The sequence below is a fragment of the Marivirga sp. genome (assembly GCF_024636815.1).
Lineage (GTDB): Bacteria > Bacteroidota > Bacteroidia > Cytophagales > Cyclobacteriaceae > Marivirga.
The window spans coordinates 11,977-31,769 of record NZ_JAGXGF010000130.1 but is presented as its reverse complement, the minus strand read 5'-3'; the positions used below and the strand labels follow the sequence as shown (position 1 = coordinate 31,769).

Genomic DNA, 19,793 nt, shown 5'->3' with positions numbered 1-19,793 from the left:
GTTAACTTAGAGTAAGATTACATTTAATCAGTTTAGTATTAAACATAAAAATATGATTAATAAAGTAGTAAAAAATGCAAGCGAAGCAGTTAAAGACATACCGGAAAATGCGGTTTTAATGTTGGGAGGCTTTGGATTATGCGGAATACCAGAAAACAGCATTCAAGCACTTTTAGAAACTAAAGTAAAAGGTCTTACCTGCATTTCTAACAATGCCGGAGTAGATGATTTTGGTATAGGCTTATTACTTAAAACTCATCAGGTTAAAAAAATGATCTCCTCTTATGTAGGTGAAAATGCTGAGTTTGAAAGGCAACTTTTGTCTGGAGAATTGGATGTAGAGCTTATTCCACAGGGAACATTAGCAGAAAGAGTAAGAGCTGGCGGTGCCGGAATACCTGCATTCTATACGCCTGCAGGTTTTGGAACTGAAGTTGCTGAAGGAAAAGAAACCCGTGAGTTTGATGGAAAAATGTATTTGTTGGAAAAAGGCTTAGTTGCAGATTTCGCATTGGTAAAGGCCTGGAAAGGTGATACAGCAGGGAATTTGATTTTCAAAGGAACTGCAAGGAATTTCAATCCTATGATGGCAGCTGCAGGTAAAATCACAATAGCTGAGGTTGAAGAATTAGTACCTGCCGGAGAGCTCAATCCAAATGAGATTCATACTCCTGGAATTTACGTTCAGCGTATTTTTGAAGGTAAAAATTATGAAAAGAGAATTGAACAAAGAACTGTAAGATCTTAAGATATGGCACTTGATAAAATAGGAATAGCAAAAAGAATAGCACAGGAAGTTCAAGATGGAATGTATATCAATTTAGGTATTGGTATCCCTACCCTAGTTGCGAATTATATACCAGATGCCTTAGATGTTGTATTACAATCTGAAAACGGACTTTTAGGAATCGGGCAATTCCCTACAGAAGAGGAAGTAGATGCTGACTTAATAAATGCAGGAAAGCAAACCATCACTATGCGAGATGGTTCGGTTCTATTTGACTCATCTGAAAGTTTTGCCATGATTAGAGGCGGTCATGTAGATTTAACCATTTTGGGTGCCATGGAAGTTTCTGAAAATGGTGATATCTCTAATTGGAAAATTCCAGGCAAAATGGTGAAAGGTATGGGAGGTGCAATGGATTTGGTTGCTTCTGCTAAAAATATAATTGTGGCCATGCAACACACCAGCAGAAGCGGTGAATCCAAACTTTTGAAAGAATGTAGTTTACCTATTACTGGTTTGAAATGTGTAAGAAAAATCATCACTAATTTAGCCGTTTTAGAAGTACAAGAAGGTGGCGGATTTAAATTATTAGAAAGAGCCCCTGGCGTGACAGTTGAAGAGATTAAAGAAGCTACTGAAGGGAAATTGATAGTAGAAGGTGATATTCCTGAAATGAAAATTGATTAATCATGAGAAGATTTAAAATATTGAACTTACTATTAGTAAGTGGATTGTTAATTTTCAATTCTTGCAAAGACAAAAATGAAAATTTCATATTGTTTTCCGTTGAACAAGATGTCGAATTAGGAGCACAGGTAGCAGAAGAAATTGAAAATGATCCTGATCAATTTCCGATTTTAGATGAAACAGAATATTCAAATGCTTATGCCTATTTAAATAACCTTTTGGACTACATTTTGTCTTCTGGAGAGGTGCAATACAAAGAAGAATTCGTATGGGATATTCATATCATCGCTAATGATTCCGTATTAAATGCTTTTGCGACACCTGGTGGTTATTTATATGTTTATACCGGTTTAATCAAATTTTTGGACCAGGAAGATGATTTAATGGGTGTATTGGGGCATGAAGTAGCTCATTCAGATTTAAGACATACGAGTCAAAACCTGCAACAACTATATGCTATCTCATTACTTTTAGAATTAATTAGCGGTGAAAATCCAAGCCAACTTGAAAAAATTGCTGGGCAAATTGCAGGTACCGCAGCTGGATTGAGTTTTTCAAGAAAATTTGAAGAAGAAGCAGATGCCAGGTCAGTTGAGTATTTAGCCAATACACCTTATGCTTGCAATGGTGCTTATTCATTTTTCCAAAAATTATTGGATGAAGGAAAAGCTGGGGGAACACCTGAGTTCTTAAGTACTCATCCTGATCCGGAAGATAGAGTGGAAGACATCAACACAAAAGCAGACGAGATAGGTTGTGATACTACCCCTCTTGCGCCTGCAACTTATGAGGATTTTAAAAACATGTTACCTCAATAATATAGATAATTAATAAATAGATTGAATTAGGAAGAATGAAAAAATCGAACATCAATTTCGAAATAGACTTAGATAAAGATAACGTACCCGAAAAAATCCATTGGAGCGCTACCGATGCTGGTGAAGAATTAACAGAAACCAAAAGCATCAGTATTTCACTTTGGGATCATGTACAGAAAAATTCCATGAGAATTGACTTATGGACAAATGAAATGCCTGTAGATGAAATGAAACGATTTTACATAGATTGCCTTGGTGGAATGGCACAAAGTGTCTTAAACTCTACCGGAGATGAGTTCATGGCGGAAGAAATGAATATGCTCTGCGAAAAACTAGTAAAGCATCTTGAAAAAGAGATGAGAGAACAAAAATAAATAAAAGGTGGCCATGGTCACCTTTTTTATCTTAATACATGACCTGCCAAAATCTTCTGAACTTCATAAACATCTACCGATTTACTGAACTCCTTTTCAAGTTGAGGCTCATTTTGTCCATTAAGCCAAATTTTTAAAGTTGCTTTGGAATTAAATGACTTTTTAGTTTGTACACAAAAGTTGGATATTCTTGAGTAAGGTAAGCTTAAGTACTCAATTCCAATGTCATCTCCTTTTTTTAAATCTACCAATACCATCCGCATATTAGTAAAAATAAAGGTATCCTCGTTGAGCTTGAAGCCTACTTCAATTTGCTCATCTTGTAACAGTAAACGTTCATACTCATCAGCAATATTAGAATTCTCTAAGATGCCTGAATTATTTAATAAATTGGAAAAGAAGTTCATATCATTAAGATTTAAAATAAGACACCAATTTCAAATTTCAACTGGTGATAATTAAAGGTTTCTCCGTTGCTTTGCACTCGCCTAGACTCCGTATAGAAGTTATTAGTTTGGTAACGGATTCTATTAAAAAAGGTGATATTATTTAGAAAATGTTACTATAAATCATAATTAGTCAATTCTCAATAAGGTAGAATTACCTTTATTATTTTATAATTAGGCCGTTTAATAAATTAAATATTTCCTCTTTATACTTATCGACTAATTTTTGCCCCGTATAAATATGAAATTGAAAAGAGCCATTTTTACCTGAAGCATAATAAGAAATATAACTTATTTTCATACTTTGAACAGTGCCTTCCATCTGCATAAAAATTAACTCCTTATCATTTACAAACCTGTATTCACTACTTACAATTTTAAAATCAGGAGACATTGAATTAGCATTTTGAAAGGATATTTCCATCAATTTCTCTACTTCAATTTCTAATTCCTCATATATTACCATAGCATAAACATCTCCCCTTTTCATTTTCAATGCTAGATCAGCATCAGGATTTAAATCTGCTGCAGGAACACGCTTCCAGGTACTGGGGTTATACCATAATTGGTAAGCATTATTTAGCCCTTTAAGCATTTGGCTTGAATTTTTCGGTTTTAAAAATTTGGAATCATTTCTACCAATTTCAATTTCTTCGGGCTCCACATAGTTCTCAAAATAATCCCATGTTCCATTTGGTAATAAAACGACACTATCTCCTCTTTCTGTTATTGCAATTTCTTGGGCAGATAGTGAATTAGCATACAAACTCAAACTTGACAGAAGTAATAGAATTTTGAAATTAATTATTTTCATTTCTTTATAAATTATTCAACTTTAAACAACCACAATTGCGTCTCCTGCTCTGTACTAAAATTATCATCTGACACGAACAATAAACTTTTGCTTCCATCCGGGAAATCAGGCCCGAAGGTTATGCCTTCAATATTATCTAATTTTTGATTAAAATCTGAGAAATCGAGAATTAACTTTTTAGAGGCGGCCATATAGTTAATTCCATTTAAAGCATTTATATCTTTCACATCTGTTGCATCTGCAGTCTCAATTTCAAAAACTTTTATAAAATTCCCTACTCCTTTAGCGTAAGACCTTTCCATCACCCACAGCTTATTTTCATCTATAAAAAGTATTTCAGGTACAGAATTAATATAAAATTCATCTTCGGGATCAGGTCTTTCACTCAAAAAACTGATATTATAGGCATATTGGTTGAGAACAAGATTATTTTTAATGTCTTGTCGAACCAGCCGAATCGGAAATTGTCCTTCTTCAAAACCAGGCACTTCTCCATCTTCTTTTAGTGGCAATTCGTTGGCATACCAAATAATAGTGTCATTTTCAAAAGTTAAACTTTCAAAACCTCCATTTTCTCTGATACCTTTATCACCATTAAAAAAGAAAATATTCGGAACTTTAACCTCTGAAAGAAAATCTCCGTCTCTATTCATCTCCCAAACAAAAGGATTGATCCATTCTTCTGTTCTACCGCCTTCACTGGTGTAGAAATAGGTATCGGTAGAAGCTCTGAAGCGAATAGACTCGGGATCTAATTCATTTTTCTGAAAAAAATCTCCTGCCATATTTTTCAAGAAAATAGTTTTATTAAAATCATAATTAAGAATACCTGTACTATCAAAATTGATTTGTAGCTCATACATTCTAGCTGGTGAATGCTCAGAACGGTCATCTGAAATCACCACATATTGATTGTCACCTAAATAATCAATAGAGGAAAAACCTCCTATGATTGTGCTATCAATAAGTTGATCCTTTTTGATTGCTATTTTATCAATATACTGTATTGAGTGATTAGAATTGGATTGTTTGGTAGTAGAATTCGAACAAGAACTTAAAATCACTATTGATAATAAACAATTAAAGAAGATTTTTAACATAAAGTTGAATCGCACTTAAAAAAATATTTAGGTAAAAATAATAGAATTTTACTGCTTTAAGGCTTTTTAAATACACTTTTTAATTAATTCCACATATTTAACTCGAAACGATAGCAAAATTTAATTTGCAAAGCATAGTAATTGGAAATAAAAGCAGTAACTTTGTAAAAATTAAAATTATTATAATGAATAAAGGAACAGTAAAATTCTTTAATGATTCAAAAGGATTTGGATTTATTATTGACGAAAGCACTCAACAAGATTATTTCGTACATGTATCAGGTCTAATTGACGACATTAGAGAAAATGATGAAGTTGTTTATGAACTTCAAGACGGAAAAAAAGGTTTAAATGCAGTGAATGTGAAATTAGCTTAATTGATAAATATACATTTTAAGATCATTTAATTGAATTAAGGTTTCTCAGATTTGGGAAACCTTTTTTTTTGTCTAATTATTAAAAATTTCAATTCATCTAAACTTAGATCAAATTTTTCAGTTAAAGTAAATGTACTAACATAGGATTTATGAATTGGAACGAAGTAATCAAGTTTGCTAATAATGGAAGTCCTGAACCACCAAAAAGAGTAGACAAAACTGATGATGAGTGGAAAGCTATTTTAAATCCAGAAGAGTATCAGGTCACTAGAAAAAAAGGAACTGAAAGAGCATTTTCAGGAGAATATTGCGAAGCCCATGAAGCAGGTCAATATGCTTGCAGATGTTGTGGCACTACATTATTTGATTCAACTTTAAAATTTACGTCTAGTTCAGGATGGCCAAGTTTCACGGAGCCTTTTGAAAACAATGTTATAAAATATGAGAAAGATGAAAGCTTTGGCATGGTCAGAGTAGAAGTTCTCTGTAATATTTGTGATGCGCATCTTGGACATGTTTTCCCAGATGGACCTGAACCGACCGGTTTGAGATATTGTATTAATTCTGCCTCGATTAAATTAATAAAATAAGCAATCTTGACAAGTTATATATACCAAATTATTACGTATTTTTATTGTAAACATTAAGATCAAAAATATGAAATCAATTTTTACCTTCACCTTATTATGCTCTTCACTTATATTTGTTCTGTCATGTACATTAGAAAGAAAAATTATTGGCACTTGGCAAATTGAATCCTATTCCGAAGAATCGGGAGATGGAAGTAGTGCTAACGCGAAAAATATTGGTACCATCCAACTTAATAAAGATGGGGTGGGTTCTAATGATCTATCGTACAGAATTTTAGGGAATGAGAGGACAGAAAAAGCAGATTTTACATATAATTTAAATGATCAAAATATAACCATCAAAACAGATGGTGAAAGTGAGTTAGCTAAATCTTGGATTATAATTGAAAGCAGAAATGATTTTCAAAAATGGAAATCTACTGATGGAAAGGGGAACGTTCAGACCCTGATTTTAATAAAAGAATAATTTATTTATAAATTTCAATTTTAAGCATGTCTGACTCCCATTAAATCTAATTCAGGGATATATTGAAGATTTTCCTTTTGAATAGAATCGGGAACAAATACAAATCTCTTATCAAATACCTGATTGAGAATAAAATAACTCACCCAATATTCATTATTGAGCCGAAATAAATCTGGCTGAATGGGCTCAATTCTAGCATAACTTTGCTCTTCCACTTTTTCAATCATATGCCTTAAAACAGAAGTTTCTTTTTCTTTACCCTCAATTTCTCCATATCCTTTAGAAGTAATCATAACGGTTTCCAGCTCAATTAAATTTTTATTGATCAAATAAACATCCCATTGTGCTTCTCCTTCTTTTTCAGATTGAGTAACTACTAATTCTACTCCTGTTACAGGGGGAAAATCAATATCCTTTTTCATACTTCTTTTCTTCTAGTAATTTCATTTCAAACAATTCTGCAATATATCCTTTTAATTTATTGCTGACTTCCCTCATATCTTGCTTTTCTCCCAACTCTGCCTCCATAGAAGTCACCGCTTTATCATCTATGCCACATGGAATGATATTTTTAAAATAATTAAGGTCTGTATTCACATTAAAAGCAAACCCGTGCATAGTCACCCATCTACTGGATTTCACGCCAAGCGCACATATTTTTCTTGGATTTTTAGCCCCTTCTTCATAATCTATCCATACACCCGTCAATCCTTTTATCCTTCCCGATTCTATCCCATATTCTTTTAAAGTAAGAATGACAGCTTCCTCTAATAATCTCAAATACTTATGAATATCAGTGAAGAAATTATCCAAATCTATTATTGGGTAGCCCACTATTTGTCCAGGACCGTGATAAGTAATATCTCCTCCTCTATTGATTTTATAATAAGTCGCCTGCTTTTCTTTCAGTTCATCATCATCAAGCAATAAATTCTCTTCAGATCCGCTTTTCCCTAATGTATAAACATGCGGGTGCTCCAGGAAAATCAGATAATTAGGTGTGATTTGATGATCCTTATCCTCAATTTTTCTATTAGCTGTTTTAATTTCGATGGTTTTCAAAAATAATTCTTCCTGATAATCCCAGGCTTTCTTATAATCCATCATCCCTAAAGAGAGGAATTGAGTGTCTTTATTCAACTTAAAATTCACTTTTATTCTGCTAATTTATTCTTTAAAAAATCTATACTTTTAACAGGAAATGGATCAATTTGGTTTTCCTCTGCCAAATAAAAGCTAATCCAATCTATCAAATGAATAAAATAATATAATTGCTGTATAAAGCTCTCTCCCTTTCCATTAAGTTCAATTACCTCTGCTTTTTCTTCGATAATTGATTTACTAATATCCATTCTTTTTTGATTTTGATTATGATCAAAATCAGATCTTAATAGAATAGCTTTAGACTTTTTCACATGCTCTTTAGGAAACACCCAACCCACCAATTCATTATGATTTAATTCAGGAAAAACATGAGCATGAGACAATTGCTTACTGTTTTCTGCTAATTGTTGCTGAATCCTTAAAACAGCTGGATAAAATTTTTGATCCGCATATAATAAAGTAAAATACTCATGAATGTTTTCTGCAATACTTTTTGCCTGCTTTTGAATATCATCTTGTTCTTTTTCCAAAAGAGCTATACAAGACCTTAATTCTCCTGCGATATCCAAGCCAGGGCAATAACCTAATTCATGCAATAACATTAAAATAGCCACAGAAGGATATGCAAGACCTGCCCGAGGACAACCCGCTTCTCCTGAAAAATTGTATTGAGGATACTTCTTATTATCTGATATTTCTTTCAGTTCCCCACCTGTTGTAACAGAAAATATATGATGAGTCTCTTTTTCCGCTGATTTTAATAAGGTGAGCGTTTCTTCAGTATTTCCACTATAAGAACAAACGATAAATAAAGTATGATTATTTACCCATTTCGGCAACACATAACCTTGAAGTAAAGTGATAGGTACTTTGCAATGCTCTTCAACGATACTTTTAACGAGATGGGCACCAATTCCTGAGCCTCCCATTCCGCTGATTGCTATGTGCTGAATTTCATCCTTTGAAATATCCGAAGAGTTGATTTGTTTTGTTAATTCCAAAGCTTCTTTCAGTTGATCCGGAAAAGTTTTTATTAAATTTAACACAGTAAGTTTTTAGTTCGTTTTTTAAATTTACAAATATAATATCAGAATGATACCATTAGCGTGAATACAAAAAAAATAGGTGACAAAGGAGAAGATTTTGCCAAAAAAATTTTAGAATCTAAAGGCTATGAGATTTTGGAACGGAATTATCGGTTCAAAAGATCTGAAATTGATATCATTACTTTACATCACAACGTATTAATCTTTGTTGAGGTTAAAGCTTTACATTCTTTTAATCATGGCTACCCTGAAGAAAGAGTGAATCAGACTAAAATCAATAAACTGATGGAAGCTGCTGAAAATTATATTTATGCTATTAACTGGCAAAAAGACATCCGATTTGATGTTCTTAGCATCAATTTAAATGAGCCGGATGAGTATCTTCACATTGAAGATGCCTTTTATTAAATAGAGCCTATTAGGCAATTTTAAAACAAAACAGTTAACTCACACTATCCCCTTCTGGATACCAATGGCGCTTCCTACGCCCACCCCTCCTTTTTACAACTGTACTAACTTGAATACTTGCCAACCTATACACCTATTCACCTCAACACTTAAATACGTAAATTAAGGCAACCAAAAATCAAATATTATTTTATTCATACAATTAAAATGACCTTTAGGACATTTTTGAAATCCTATTTTTGAACACGGCCTGCAATTCACTTTTGTATTTTCTAAAATCGTGAACTTAGTTTTATAAGGATACATGCCAAACATAGGAATAGTATTGCCCCAAATGCAAAAAATATTCTTCCTAAAAGCTGCTGCGATATGCATCAATCCGGTGTCATGTGTAAAAACATAGGTGGCATTTTTCACAAGCGATGCAGATTGGTTTAGGTTAAATTTCCCACATGCATTGAAAATTTTTGCCTTCTTCCCCATTTCAGTTAGCTTTTCCTCGTAAGCTGAGGAATTTTCAGTTTGCTCAAAAAACTTTTCCACCTTCTCTCCCATTTCCGCATCATCAGGACCACCTAACAAAATGATCGGTTTATTGATTTTATCACACAATTCAACCATTCGGTTAAACGGAAGCTTTTTAGTGTTGTGTTGTGCGCCTATAACATAAGCTACATATTCCTTTTGATGTGTTTCTGGCAACCATTCTTTTTCTACCTCATCCTTTTCAGGAATAAAATAGTCCAATCCGAATTGATCCTTTTTTACCCCCAATTCTGAGGCTCCTTCCATATATCGATCTACTATATGCTGATTAGGTAATTTATTGACCTTCATATTCACCATCAGCCACTTTTCCCAATTCAATTTATCGAAAGATTTTGAAGGCAAATTCAATCTTAATTTGATGATTTTAGTCCTCAAATTATTATGAAGATCAACTATGTAATCAAATTTTTCGACTTTCAAAGCAGTCACTAAATCACTCAAATTATCTTCTAATTGGTGTACTTTATCCACATAAGGATTGTTTTCTAATATATTGACATAACCTTTTTTAGTGGCATAATGAACCTCAACGTCCGATAGCTGTAATTTGATAGCCCTAATAACAGGGGTTGTCAAAACGATATCTCCAATAGAGGAAAACCTTAGGATAAGAACTTTTTTAACTTTTTTCAAATTTTATGTTTTTGAAAGTGCTGACTTTTTACGGTCCTTAAAATATTGTGATAATTTTTCTAAACTTTTGGCATTGAAAGTTTCACCAGCGGTTAGGCCTGCCTTTCTACCTACACAGAGTCCATAATACATATCGTGATAGCCAATTGTTTCATGGGCATCAGGATTAATTGAAATCTGAACTCCTTTATCCAAAGCATATCGTACATATCTCCAATCTAAATCTAATCGCCAAGGGTGGGCATTAATTTCAATTACTACTCCATACTCAGCGCAAGCATCAATTACCATTTTATGATTGATGGGGTAACCCTTTCTTTGTAACAATAATCTCCCTGTTGGATGTCCTAGAATAGTGGTAAATGGATTTGCTATAGCATTCAATAATCGATTAGTAGCCGTTTTTTCATCCATGCTTAATGGAGAATGTATAGATGCCACCACAAAATCAAAGGTTTCCAGCACATCCTTAGCATAATCAAGCGAACCATCATTCAAAATATCAGATTCAATACCCTTAAAAATCTTAAAGGGGGCTAATTTTTCATTCAGCTTATCAATTTCCTCATGTTGTTTTTTAACCCTGAACTCTTGCAGACCATTGGCATAAGAAGCTGTTTTACTGTGATCACTTATTCCTAAATATTCATAACCCAGGTCTTTACAGTATTGAGCCATTTCCTCCAAAGAATTTTTACCATCGCTATAGGTGCTATGATTATGTAAAATTCCTTTCAAATCACTCATTTCTACTAATTCAGGAATTTTATTATCCTTTACCCATTCCAATTCCCATAATCCTTCTCGTAGTTCAGGCTCAATAAAAGGAAAGCCTGCTGCTTCATAGATCTCCTCCTCCGTACTAAAATGTTTATCTTTTAAAATATGACTGAAAGATTCACCCTTTTTCAATTCTGCATTTAAATGCTTAGGGTGAGCAGTTGTTTTAAATAAATCATTAATAAACTGCTCTTTGTTAGTGAAAATCAGATTAACCTCTGCCTTCAAAGGTTTATAAGTAAACTTCAAGCTTAATGGGCCAGAATTTTTCTTATCCAGCACATAATCTTCATTTTTTGATACGTATTGAATGATTTTAGCCTTATTGTCGGTAGCCACTAGAATTTCTAAAGGCTTAATAACTTCCATTTTTCTTCTGGTGTCCGAGGTTACTGAAACTTTATTCACTCCCTCTAAGGAGCTTAAATCCTGCATAACTTTTTCAGCTAATTGGGTAGCTTCCCTAAAATGAATATATCCTCTCCAGCTCAATTTAAATTCCACAGCTTCCTGCAATTTAATCTGAGTTTTGTCTCCAAACCCTTTTAAAGCTGCAATTTTATTTTCCTGACAGGCAATTAATAAATCTTCAAGATTATCAATTTCTAATTTTTCCCAAATGAGTTTAATTTTTTTAGGACCAAAACCACTCAATTGCATCATTTCCAAAATCCCTTCGGGTGTTTTGTCACTTAAATCATCAAAAAGTTCAAAGGACCCTTGCTCATTTATTTGATAAATTGACTGAGCCAAGCTTTTTCCAACTCCTTCAATCTTTTGCAACTCATCGGTATCCATCACAGCCAAACTTTTATGGTATCGTTCAAGACTGTTCACTGCAGACTGATAACTTTTTATTTTAAAATCATTTTCGCCATGAAGCTCCATGAGCTTGGCTGTATTCTTTAAAATTTTTATAATTTGTTTATTTTCCAAAGCTTATTGATTTTTTGTAAAATTAAAGGATATATTGAGAAGGATAATGGATAGTTTCTGTAATTTTTTGTGTTTAACAAAAGAGTCCTAAATATGTTATTAATGCTGATTTAACAATCAAGATTTTTTTATATGAAAATTAAATTTTTACTAAACCTCATTTTATTTGTAATAAGCTTCTCTTTACAAGCTCAAATTTCACAACCCTTAAGGTATGAAATTGAGATTGAAAATTTATATGATGAATATTATGTAGTTTCTGCGCAGGAAAATGGTTTGTTTTTATTTAAAGAATTGGAAAAAAAATCAGATCATAATGAATTCCTATGGGAAATTATTAGGTTAGACACGAGTTTAAATGAAATCAACAGAAGAGAAGTCATAATCGATAAAAAATTCTCTTTTAGAGGGTATAGCTATGACAATAGTCAATTCGTTATGCTTTTTCAAGAAGGTATTGATTTCGCAAAGGATCTTTTATTTCTTACTTTCTCTATTAATGGCGACACCTTTCAATCTTATTTATACGAAAATTTAGTCCCTATCAAATTAACTGAATTTGAAGCCAAAAATGATGCTGTAGTCTTTGGCGGGAATGTTAATATGAGAACAGTTGTGATGATGTATAATTTCAATGCTGAAAGAGGCGTTGTTTTGCCCGGATTTTATAATGATAAAAGCAGTTTATTACAAATTGTGACTGATACTAATGATGATTTGGTCAGAATAATAACTTCTGACAAAATGCCTAATAGAAGATTTGGGATTACAGTGCGAGCTTTTAATACCATGGGAGAAAGGATTTTTACGAATGAACTTTTAGCTAAGGGTGATTTAAGCCTTACTGATGGCAGGGTCGTTAATAGCAGTGAAGGTGGAAACTTATTGGCAGGCACTTATTCTGTTAATAAAAGAACTGAAACATCTAGAGGGATTTATGTAGCAGATTTCAATAAGTTAAATGAAAATCAAATCAATTATTATAACTACGCTGAATTAGAAAATTTCTTTAATTACATGCGGGAAAGAAGAAAAGAAAGAATTCTTAAAAAGATTGCCAGAAAAAAAATTAAAGGCCGGAAATTACGATTTAGTTACCGCTTATTTGTTCAAGATATTATTAAGCAGAATAATGAAAATATATTAATAGGTGAAGCCTATTACCCTACTTATTCCAATCGTTCTTCTGGTAATTTTATTTCACCCTATAGTTATGATCCATTTTCATACAGGGGTTCTGGGCAAGTTTTTGATGGATATGAATACACTCATGCAGTTATTATGGCTTTTGATGATAATGGAAAGCTATTATGGGATAACAGTTTCGAGATAAATGATCTTAAAAGTTTCCAGTTAGAAGAACATGTTCAATTAGCCTTCTTAAAAAATGAAATCGTTATGCTTTATCTGTACGATCAGCAGTTAAAAATAAAAGTGATAAAAAATAATGAAATTGTAGAGGGAAAATATACTGAAGATTTGAAATTAATGTATGAAAACGATGAAATGAAAAGTAACGATGAGGAATTGGAAGGCTTAGAACACTGGTATGGAAACAATTTTTACGCCTATGGGGTGAACAAAGTGAAAAATTTGAAGGATGAAAATATAAAACTGAACAGAAAAGTATTTTTTATCAATAAAATCGTGGTCGAATAAATCTGCAGTTTACTATCTTTGCCCCAGCGCCATGGAAAAACGTCTGATTTTAGATACCGACCTTTTGCAGATTACCATTAATAGGTTAGTGGAAGAATTGATTGAAAACCACAAAGACTTTCAAGATACTGTTTTAATTGGGCTTCAGCCTAGAGGAGTTTTCTTAGCAAAGAGAATTCAAAACAGATTGAATGAGCGATTAAATAAAGAGCTTCCTTTAGGATTACTAGATACCACCTTCTATCGCGATGATTTTAGAAGAAGAGATACTCCTCTTAAAGCAAATGCAACAAAAATTCCATTTATAATTGAAGATAAAAAGGTCATTTTGATTGATGATGTGCTTTTTACGGGTAGAACTGTAAGGGCTGCATTAGATGCAATGATTGCATTTGGGAGACCCAGACTAGTGGAACTTTTGACTTTTATCGATAGAAAATACACAAGAGATTTACCTATTCAACCTGATTATGTGGGTATAAGAGTAAATACTATTAAAACTCAGCGGGTATTAGTAGAATGGACAGACCAAGGTGCAGAAAATGATAAAATCTGGTTAGTGACAAACGAAGAAAAATGACAAATTTAAGTGTAAATCATTTATTGGGTATCAAAGACTTAACAGCAGATGATATTCAATTGATTTTTCAAACTGCCGACCATTTCAAAGAAGTTATCAATAGACCCATTAAAAAAGTCCCCTCACTCAGAGATATTACCATTGCTAACATATTTTTTGAAAATTCTACCAGAACAAAATTATCATTTGAATTAGCGGAAAAAAGATTGTCAGCTGATGTAATTAATTTTTCTTCCTCAAATAGTTCTGTTAAAAAAGGAGAAACACTCTTAGATACTGTCAATAATATTTTATCAATGAAAGTTGATATGGTAGTGATGAGACACTCAAGCCCTGGAGCTGCTCATTTTTTATCAAGGCATATTGATGCTAATATTGTGAATGCAGGAGATGGAACTCATGAGCACCCAACTCAAGCTTTATTGGACACTTATTCCATAAGGGAGAAAATACAAGAGCTAAAAGGAAAAAAGGTTGCCATCATTGGAGACATCTTACACTCAAGAGTCGCATTATCAAATATTTACGCACTAAAAAAGCTAGGTGCAGAAGTCATGGTTTGCGGACCGGCTACCCTTCTTCCAAAATATATATCAGAATTAGGTGTTCAAATAAGCTGGGATGTAAGAGAGGCTTTAGAATGGTGTGATGTTGCCAATATCCTAAGGATCCAGCTCGAAAGACAACAACTGAAATATTTTCCTTCATTACGAGAATATTCACTTTATTATGGGGTCAATAAAAAGTTATTGGATAGCTTAGGGAAAGAAATTATTGTGATGCACCCCGGACCAATTAATAGAGGAGTAGAGATTAGTAGTGATGTGGCTGACTCCAAACAATCCATCATACTAAATCAAGTGGAAAATGGAGTAGCAATAAGAATGGCTGTTCTATACTTATTGGCACAAAAAAGGCAGAATTAACCCAAAAAATTCATATGAATTTTTCGTCTGAAGGACAGACAAATTATAAAAACCAAGCTACTATATAATTACATTTTTAAATTCACATTAAACCATGAATTTTAAAAATACCTAAATTTGGATTATTAGATTTTATAAATTATCGGGGTTAACCTTCGGATAATTACTTGGTAATCAGTTACTTTAAATTGACTATTATCATTTCCCATAACCTCCACATGAATATTGAAGGTTAAGATTCTGCCTGTAATATAAATTCTGTTAACTCCTGATTGGCACTAGGGCCAAATCCATCAGCTATAGTTCCTTTTTTACCTGATTTAGTTGTGATTTGGTATAATATCGATAAATCGTCAGGATTAGATTTTCCTTCAAATCTATATTCTTTTATTTCGGTTATATCTTCTTTTTCAAAAGAATCATTTTCAGTCTGTAACTTTCCATCTTCAAAGAAAAAGTTATCGGTAAAACCTTCTTTTTTTAAATCCTCAATCTTTTCTGCTACTGTGTTCATTGAATCCATAAACTTCTTTTTTGTTTATAATCATCAACGGATATAATTTTAGATTGTTGATCTAAATTAATCTTCAATAGCCTCAAAATAATTAATCAATGGGAATTGGCCTCTTGCATCTATGGTGTCAATAGCATATCCTAATTCACCATCATTAGTCATGAAAGTAATTACCGCAGATCCTTTATCTTCGTATAAATACTCCGCTTCTACTGATATTTGCTCAGCAACATAATGTTTTTCAATTTGATGATCTTCCTCTTCTCTTCTCAATACCAACTCTCCATTTTCAAATTGAAAATTATTATTATAACCGTAATCAGATAATTCGTTTACTTTTAATGCGATTTGTGGAATAAGGTTTTGCATAGCATTCTTATATTAATTACAATACAAAGAACGCCACTCATACTCATAGTGTTCTTCTTAAAAGAATCTGAATATTACATACGTCACATTTCAATGATGATTATAAATAACTAACTTTGCAGAAAGCAAACTGATAAAAAATGTACTACAACTCTATTATAGAGACCATTGGAAATACACCTTTGGTAAAATTAAACAAAGTCAACAAAGGAATACCAGGCACTATACTGGTAAAAGTTGAATATTTCAATCCCGGAAACTCCATGAAAGATCGAATGGCGATCAAAATGGTTGAAGATGCTGAAAAAGAAGGCAAGCTTAAGCCAGGCGGAACCATAATTGAAGGAACGTCTGGAAATACAGGAATGGGGCTTGCTTTAGCTGCTATTTCAAAGGGATATAAGTGTGTATTCACCTTAGCGGATAAACAATCAAAGGAAAAAATGGATATTCTTCGTGCCATGGGTGCAGAAGTAATTGTTTGTCCTACGAATGTTAGTCCAGACGACCCTCGCTCCTATTATTCGGTAGCTAAAAAGATACATGAAGAAACTCCTAACTCTATCTATCCTAATCAATATGATAATATGTCTAACTCAAGGGCACATTATGAAACGACTGGACCTGAAATTTGGGAGCAAACAGAAGGAAAAATAACGCATTGGGCTGCGGGAGTTGGAACCGGTGGTTCTATGTGCGGTACTTCAAGATATTTGAAAGAACAAAACCATAAAATAGTAAGTGTAGGAATTGATTCTTATGGTTCTGTCTTCAAGAAATATAAAGAGACTGGTAAATTTGACGAGAAGGAAATCTATCCTTATCTAACCGAAGGAATCGGAGAAGACATTTTACCTAAGAATGTTGATTTCGCCATGATTGATCACTTTGTGAAAGTAACTGATAAAGATGGTGCCATCATGACTAGAAGATTAGCTAGAGAAGAAGGCTTATTCTGCGGATGGTCTTGTGGTTCTGCTGTTCATGGAGCACTGGAATATGCCGAAGAACACCTAAAGGAAGATGATGTAATGGTGATTATTCTACCTGACCACGGAACTCGTTATTTAGGTAAAATCTACAATGATGATTGGATGAAAGACCATGGATTCATCGAAAACACCGATTACGCAACTGCTAAAAATATTGTTAAGAAAAGAAGCAGTAGTTATAAATTGATCAGCATTGACAGCGATCAAAAGATTGGAGAGGTTGTGAAGTTATTAGATGAATTATCAATTTCTCAATTACCGGTAACCAAATCAGGTGAATTTGTTGGAAGTATTTCTGATACTAAATTATTGAATAAGTTAGTGGAGAATCCTGAACTAAAATCTAAGCCAATATCAGAGATTATGGATGACCCATTCAAATTTATTGCTTTGAATACCACAGTTGATACTATTTCTTCTATGATGAATCATGGGGATAAAGCATTAATGGTATTAGATGATAAAAATGAAGCACATATTATCACTAAACAAGATTTGTTAATGGCATTTGCTGATTAATCGAGAAATCCTAAATCTGTCAGATTTTAAGGAGCGGTTAGACGGTTTCCCACCGTCTAATCGCTAATGGCAGCACAATAGAATACCGGTCAGACGCTTGCTTAATCTTGTTTAAAATAGTACTTTTTCAGCAGTCGGCAGAAGATACTATCAAAGATTTAATTATGTAAGCGTCAGACCGACTCAATTTTTGTGCTTATGTCAGACTTTTAAAAAGTCGGCACATTAATCAACTTAGTCACCGTAAAAAACTAGTGAGACATATCATCACTAAACAAGATTTATTGATGGCTTTTGCGGATTAATACAATCGTGGGTTCCGGTCGGTGTGCCACCGACCGGGGTTTAAAAACCTGTCAGGTTTACATCTAAGTTTATTAACTAAAATAAAATTAACATTAAATCTAAATTGAAACTTAAAACCTGACAGGTTTCAGATTTTATTGAGAGTGAACAGTACCTCATTCAATAGAAACCAAAAAAGGCTGTGAAATTTGAATTTCACAGCCTTTTTCATTTGTGCGCACGAGAAGATTCGAACTTCCACACCAGTTAAGGCACCACCCCCTCAAGGTGGCGTGTCTACCAATTTCACCACGTGCGCTAAATACTTATAGCAAATATACATGCTAAAACTAAAAAACCTATCCATTTTTAAACAGATAGGTTTTATGATAGTGACCCGCTTGGGGTTCGAACCCAAGACCCCATCCTTAAAAGGGATGTGCTCTACCAGCTGAGCTAGCGAGTCATATTTTTTGTATAAGTAATGTAATGCTATATAGCTTGGGTCGAACCCAAGACCCTCCCGATCCATTCAATCGGGATGCTCTACCAGCTGAGCTAGCGAGTCAAATCTTAAAGAAAAAAAATGCTCTGATCATTTTATCAGAGCTTCTTAAATAATTTGTTAGACAAAATTGTTTTCACAATTTAAAAATTATGTGACCCGCTTGGGGTTCGAACTCAGGACCCTCCCGACTTCTAAAGTCGGGATGCTCTACCAGTTGAACTAACGAGTCATATTTATTTTGCTAATTGATTTACAGCTTTGGGTTAAAAACCAGAAGCATCTCTATTTGCTTAATCGGAAAAACTACTCCCTAAATAAGTCTAATAGCAAATCAAATATTAAAAAAAACTATTCTTCAATTCATTTAATTGAAGAATTTAAAATTGTGAATACAATTTTATTATATGTGACCCGCTTGGGGTTCGAACCCAAGACCCCATCCTTAAAAGGGATGTGCTCTACCAGCTGAGCTAGCGAGTCATTTTAATTGTATTAAGTAAATGCTTCAGCTTGGGTTCGGAACCCAAGACCCTCCCGATTCTTTTAATCGGGATACTCTACCAGCTGAGCTAGCGAGTCAGGAATTAAAATTAATCTCCTGTCAATCCGTTTAATTAACAAACTCAATTTTCATGAGTATGGAGAGTTTTTATTGCTTTTAAGGAGTCGTTTTCCTTAATTGCGTTGCAAAGGTAAGTACTAATTAATAAAATGCAAATGCTAAAGTTCAAATTTCTATTTTCTTTACTTATTCTTCTTATAGTTATCACTACTGTTGGATATACGCAGTCCCTTGAAAAGGAATTAGTTAAGGCTGATTCACTCTATGAAAAAAAGCAATATATAAGTGCAATAAAAATTTACGAGAAAATTTATAATGAAGGGAATTCTAGTCCTGCTATGCTCTTAAAGTTAGCTAGAATTGAAGAAGGAATGGGAAATCTTGGTCATTCTATGTATTACTTAGAAAAATATTATCAATTCACTAAAGACGAAAAAGTCATTGATTATTTAAAAGAAACTTCAGAAAGTAAAAATGCTGTTGGTTTTGACTATGGGTTAGGCTATCAAGCTGATTTATTTTATAAAGAGTGGAAAATATACTTCCAATTATTCTTTTCTATAATTATCTTCTTGGGAATTGGAATGATGATAAAGCATCAGAATTCTACTCAAAAAAAGAAAAGCTATTTCACTATTGCCTTAATTCCACTTCTAATTGTAGCTTTCTTAAATAATTATAGCGGGAAATCTGAAGCCATCATTACAAACACTCCAAGTTATTTATTGGAAGGACCTTCATCTGGAGCTAATTTGGTTGAGAAAGTAAATGCCCCTGCAAAAATTCAAGTCAAAGATCAGGTTGATGTATGGAGTAAAGTGATTTTTGAAGATAAAGAGGCTTATATTAAAACTTCTCAGATTAAAAAGCTTTGATTTTTGCTAGCATTTGTAGACAAATGCACCCCAAAAAGCTTAACAACTTGCTGATGTGACAGGCTTAAATTACGTGAGCACAAACTCTCCCGCGGTAAGACGGTTAGAACCGTCTGACCGGTAAACTAAACCGCTATTTTTGTAGATTA

The 19,793-nt window shown here is 33.3% G+C and carries 23 protein-coding genes and 4 tRNA genes; 13 read left to right on the top strand and 14 right to left on the bottom strand.

The window, feature by feature from the left end:
- Window positions 1-52 precede the first annotated feature (52 nt).
- The 4 genes from Q0L29_RS09970 to gldC are packed head-to-tail and all read left to right on the top strand — an operon-like array spanning window position 53 to window position 2,606.
- Window positions 53-748, top strand: coding sequence for a CoA transferase subunit A (locus Q0L29_RS09970; protein WP_296621293.1), 696 nt, complete (start codon window positions 53-55; stop codon window positions 746-748).
- Window positions 749-751: 3 nt separating this feature from the next.
- On the top strand, window positions 752-1,414 hold the full coding sequence (locus Q0L29_RS09965; RefSeq protein ID WP_296621291.1) for a 3-oxoacid CoA-transferase subunit B: 663 nt from the start codon (window positions 752-754) through the stop codon (window positions 1,412-1,414).
- A gap of 2 nt (window positions 1,415-1,416) precedes the next feature.
- The gene (locus Q0L29_RS09960) at window positions 1,417-2,232 is read left to right on the top strand and encodes a M48 family metalloprotease (protein WP_296621289.1); all 816 of its coding nucleotides are present in this window, start codon (window positions 1,417-1,419) and stop codon (window positions 2,230-2,232) included.
- Window positions 2,233-2,267: 35 nt separating this feature from the next.
- Entirely contained in the window at window positions 2,268-2,606 is a 339-nt protein-coding gene (gene gldC, locus Q0L29_RS09955; protein WP_296621287.1) for a gliding motility protein GldC, read from the top strand.
- A 26-nt stretch (window positions 2,607-2,632) separates the two neighbouring features.
- Here the strand turns inward: gldC and Q0L29_RS09950 are convergent, their stop codons facing one another.
- The 3 genes from Q0L29_RS09950 to Q0L29_RS09940 all read right to left on the bottom strand — a co-directional run bounded on the left by Q0L29_RS09950 (window position 2,633) and on the right by Q0L29_RS09940 (window position 4,966).
- Window positions 2,633-3,013 carry a PH domain-containing protein gene (locus Q0L29_RS09950; protein ID WP_296621285.1) on the bottom strand — a complete coding sequence of 127 codons (381 nt, stop codon included), beginning with the start codon at window positions 3,011-3,013 and terminating at the stop codon, window positions 2,633-2,635.
- 202 nt (window positions 3,014-3,215) lie between these two features.
- Window positions 3,216-3,866, bottom strand: a complete 651-nt coding sequence (locus tag Q0L29_RS09945; RefSeq protein ID WP_296621281.1) for a hypothetical protein — start codon at window positions 3,864-3,866, stop codon at window positions 3,216-3,218.
- Window positions 3,867-3,877: 11 nt separating this feature from the next.
- The gene (locus Q0L29_RS09940; protein ID WP_296621279.1) at window positions 3,878-4,966 is read right to left on the bottom strand and encodes an esterase-like activity of phytase family protein; all 1,089 of its coding nucleotides are present in this window, start codon (window positions 4,964-4,966) and stop codon (window positions 3,878-3,880) included.
- A gap of 185 nt (window positions 4,967-5,151) precedes the next feature.
- On the opposite strand from Q0L29_RS09940, the gene Q0L29_RS09935 reads away from it, so the two are divergent.
- From Q0L29_RS09935 to Q0L29_RS09925, 3 genes are all read left to right on the top strand, one after another.
- On the top strand, window positions 5,152-5,343 hold the full coding sequence (locus Q0L29_RS09935) for a cold-shock protein (protein ID WP_013452942.1): 192 nt from the start codon (window positions 5,152-5,154) through the stop codon (window positions 5,341-5,343).
- Between the two features lie 149 nt (window positions 5,344-5,492).
- Entirely contained in the window at window positions 5,493-5,933 is a 441-nt protein-coding gene (gene msrB, locus Q0L29_RS09930) for a peptide-methionine (R)-S-oxide reductase MsrB (protein WP_296621275.1), read from the top strand.
- A 67-nt stretch (window positions 5,934-6,000) separates the two neighbouring features.
- Complete coding sequence (locus Q0L29_RS09925; RefSeq protein ID WP_296621274.1) at window positions 6,001-6,399, top strand: lipocalin family protein; 399 nt, start codon at window positions 6,001-6,003, stop codon at window positions 6,397-6,399.
- Between the two features lie 20 nt (window positions 6,400-6,419).
- Here the strand turns inward: Q0L29_RS09925 and Q0L29_RS09920 are convergent, their stop codons facing one another.
- From Q0L29_RS09920 to Q0L29_RS09910, 3 genes are read right to left on the bottom strand one after another with little or no spacing between them, the layout of a single operon-like run.
- Window positions 6,420-6,821 carry a hypothetical protein gene (locus Q0L29_RS09920; RefSeq protein ID WP_296621273.1) on the bottom strand — a complete coding sequence of 134 codons (402 nt, stop codon included), beginning with the start codon at window positions 6,819-6,821 and terminating at the stop codon, window positions 6,420-6,422.
- The gene (lipB, locus tag Q0L29_RS09915) at window positions 6,805-7,551 is read right to left on the bottom strand and encodes a lipoyl(octanoyl) transferase LipB (RefSeq protein WP_296621271.1); all 747 of its coding nucleotides are present in this window, start codon (window positions 7,549-7,551) and stop codon (window positions 6,805-6,807) included. Before lipB ends, Q0L29_RS09920 begins: the two co-directional genes overlap by 17 nt.
- Window positions 7,552-7,553: 2 nt before the next feature.
- Entirely contained in the window at window positions 7,554-8,549 is a 996-nt protein-coding gene (locus Q0L29_RS09910; RefSeq protein WP_296621269.1) for a bifunctional phosphoglucose/phosphomannose isomerase, read from the bottom strand.
- Between the two features lie 60 nt (window positions 8,550-8,609).
- Between Q0L29_RS09910 and Q0L29_RS09905 the strand changes: the two genes are divergently transcribed.
- Window positions 8,610-8,957 (top strand): YraN family protein, encoded by a 348-nt coding sequence (locus tag Q0L29_RS09905; RefSeq protein WP_296621268.1) that lies wholly within the window; start codon window positions 8,610-8,612, stop codon window positions 8,955-8,957.
- Window positions 8,958-9,119: 162 nt separating this feature from the next.
- On the opposite strand, the gene Q0L29_RS09900 is transcribed toward Q0L29_RS09905, so the two are convergent.
- Both Q0L29_RS09900 and polX read right to left on the bottom strand, forming a co-directional pair.
- Entirely contained in the window at window positions 9,120-10,139 is a 1,020-nt protein-coding gene (locus Q0L29_RS09900; protein WP_296621266.1) for a glycosyltransferase family 9 protein, read from the bottom strand.
- Window positions 10,140-10,142: 3 nt separating this feature from the next.
- A complete protein-coding gene (polX, locus tag Q0L29_RS09895) occupies window positions 10,143-11,855 on the bottom strand; it encodes a DNA polymerase/3'-5' exonuclease PolX (protein ID WP_296621265.1) in 1,713 nt (570 codons plus the stop codon).
- 132 nt (window positions 11,856-11,987) lie between these two features.
- Between polX and Q0L29_RS09890 the strand changes: the two genes are divergently transcribed.
- Genes Q0L29_RS09890 through Q0L29_RS09880 form a run of 3 tightly spaced genes read left to right on the top strand, consistent with a single transcriptional unit; the run spans window position 11,988 to window position 15,020 of the window.
- Window positions 11,988-13,514, top strand: coding sequence for a hypothetical protein (locus Q0L29_RS09890; protein ID WP_296621264.1), 1,527 nt, complete (start codon window positions 11,988-11,990; stop codon window positions 13,512-13,514).
- 31 nt (window positions 13,515-13,545) lie between these two features.
- On the top strand, window positions 13,546-14,094 hold the full coding sequence (gene pyrR, locus Q0L29_RS09885; protein WP_296621262.1) for a bifunctional pyr operon transcriptional regulator/uracil phosphoribosyltransferase PyrR: 549 nt from the start codon (window positions 13,546-13,548) through the stop codon (window positions 14,092-14,094).
- Window positions 14,091-15,020, top strand: coding sequence for an aspartate carbamoyltransferase catalytic subunit (locus Q0L29_RS09880; protein WP_296621261.1), 930 nt, complete (start codon window positions 14,091-14,093; stop codon window positions 15,018-15,020). Before pyrR ends, Q0L29_RS09880 begins: the two co-directional genes overlap by 4 nt.
- A 232-nt stretch (window positions 15,021-15,252) precedes the next feature.
- On the opposite strand, the gene Q0L29_RS09875 is transcribed toward Q0L29_RS09880, so the two are convergent.
- Window positions 15,253-15,543 (bottom strand): hypothetical protein, encoded by a 291-nt coding sequence (locus Q0L29_RS09875; RefSeq protein ID WP_296621259.1) that lies wholly within the window; start codon window positions 15,541-15,543, stop codon window positions 15,253-15,255.
- Between the two features lie 57 nt (window positions 15,544-15,600).
- On the bottom strand, window positions 15,601-15,903 hold the full coding sequence (locus Q0L29_RS09870; protein ID WP_296621257.1) for a hypothetical protein: 303 nt from the start codon (window positions 15,901-15,903) through the stop codon (window positions 15,601-15,603).
- 140 nt (window positions 15,904-16,043) lie between these two features.
- On the opposite strand from Q0L29_RS09870, the gene Q0L29_RS09865 reads away from it, so the two are divergent.
- Window positions 16,044-17,414 (top strand): cystathionine beta-synthase, encoded by a 1,371-nt coding sequence (locus Q0L29_RS09865; RefSeq protein ID WP_296621255.1) that lies wholly within the window; start codon window positions 16,044-16,046, stop codon window positions 17,412-17,414.
- Window positions 17,415-17,934: 520 nt separating this feature from the next.
- Here the strand turns inward: Q0L29_RS09865 and Q0L29_RS09860 are convergent.
- The 4 genes from Q0L29_RS09860 to Q0L29_RS09845 all read right to left on the bottom strand — a co-directional run bounded on the left by Q0L29_RS09860 (window position 17,935) and on the right by Q0L29_RS09845 (window position 18,781).
- Window positions 17,935-18,018 (bottom strand) — tRNA-Leu (locus tag Q0L29_RS09860).
- Between the two features lie 74 nt (window positions 18,019-18,092).
- A tRNA-Lys gene (locus Q0L29_RS09855) sits at window positions 18,093-18,165 on the bottom strand.
- Window positions 18,166-18,614: 449 nt separating this feature from the next.
- Window positions 18,615-18,687: transfer RNA gene (locus tag Q0L29_RS09850), tRNA-Lys, on the bottom strand.
- A 21-nt stretch (window positions 18,688-18,708) separates the two neighbouring features.
- Window positions 18,709-18,781 (bottom strand) — tRNA-Phe (locus Q0L29_RS09845).
- 143 nt (window positions 18,782-18,924) lie between these two features.
- On the opposite strand from Q0L29_RS09845, the gene Q0L29_RS09840 reads away from it, so the two are divergent.
- Window positions 18,925-19,644: a hypothetical protein gene (locus Q0L29_RS09840; RefSeq protein WP_296621254.1), complete on the top strand. Its 720-nt coding sequence runs from the start codon at window positions 18,925-18,927 to the stop codon at window positions 19,642-19,644.
- Window positions 19,645-19,793: the final 149 nt, after the last annotated feature.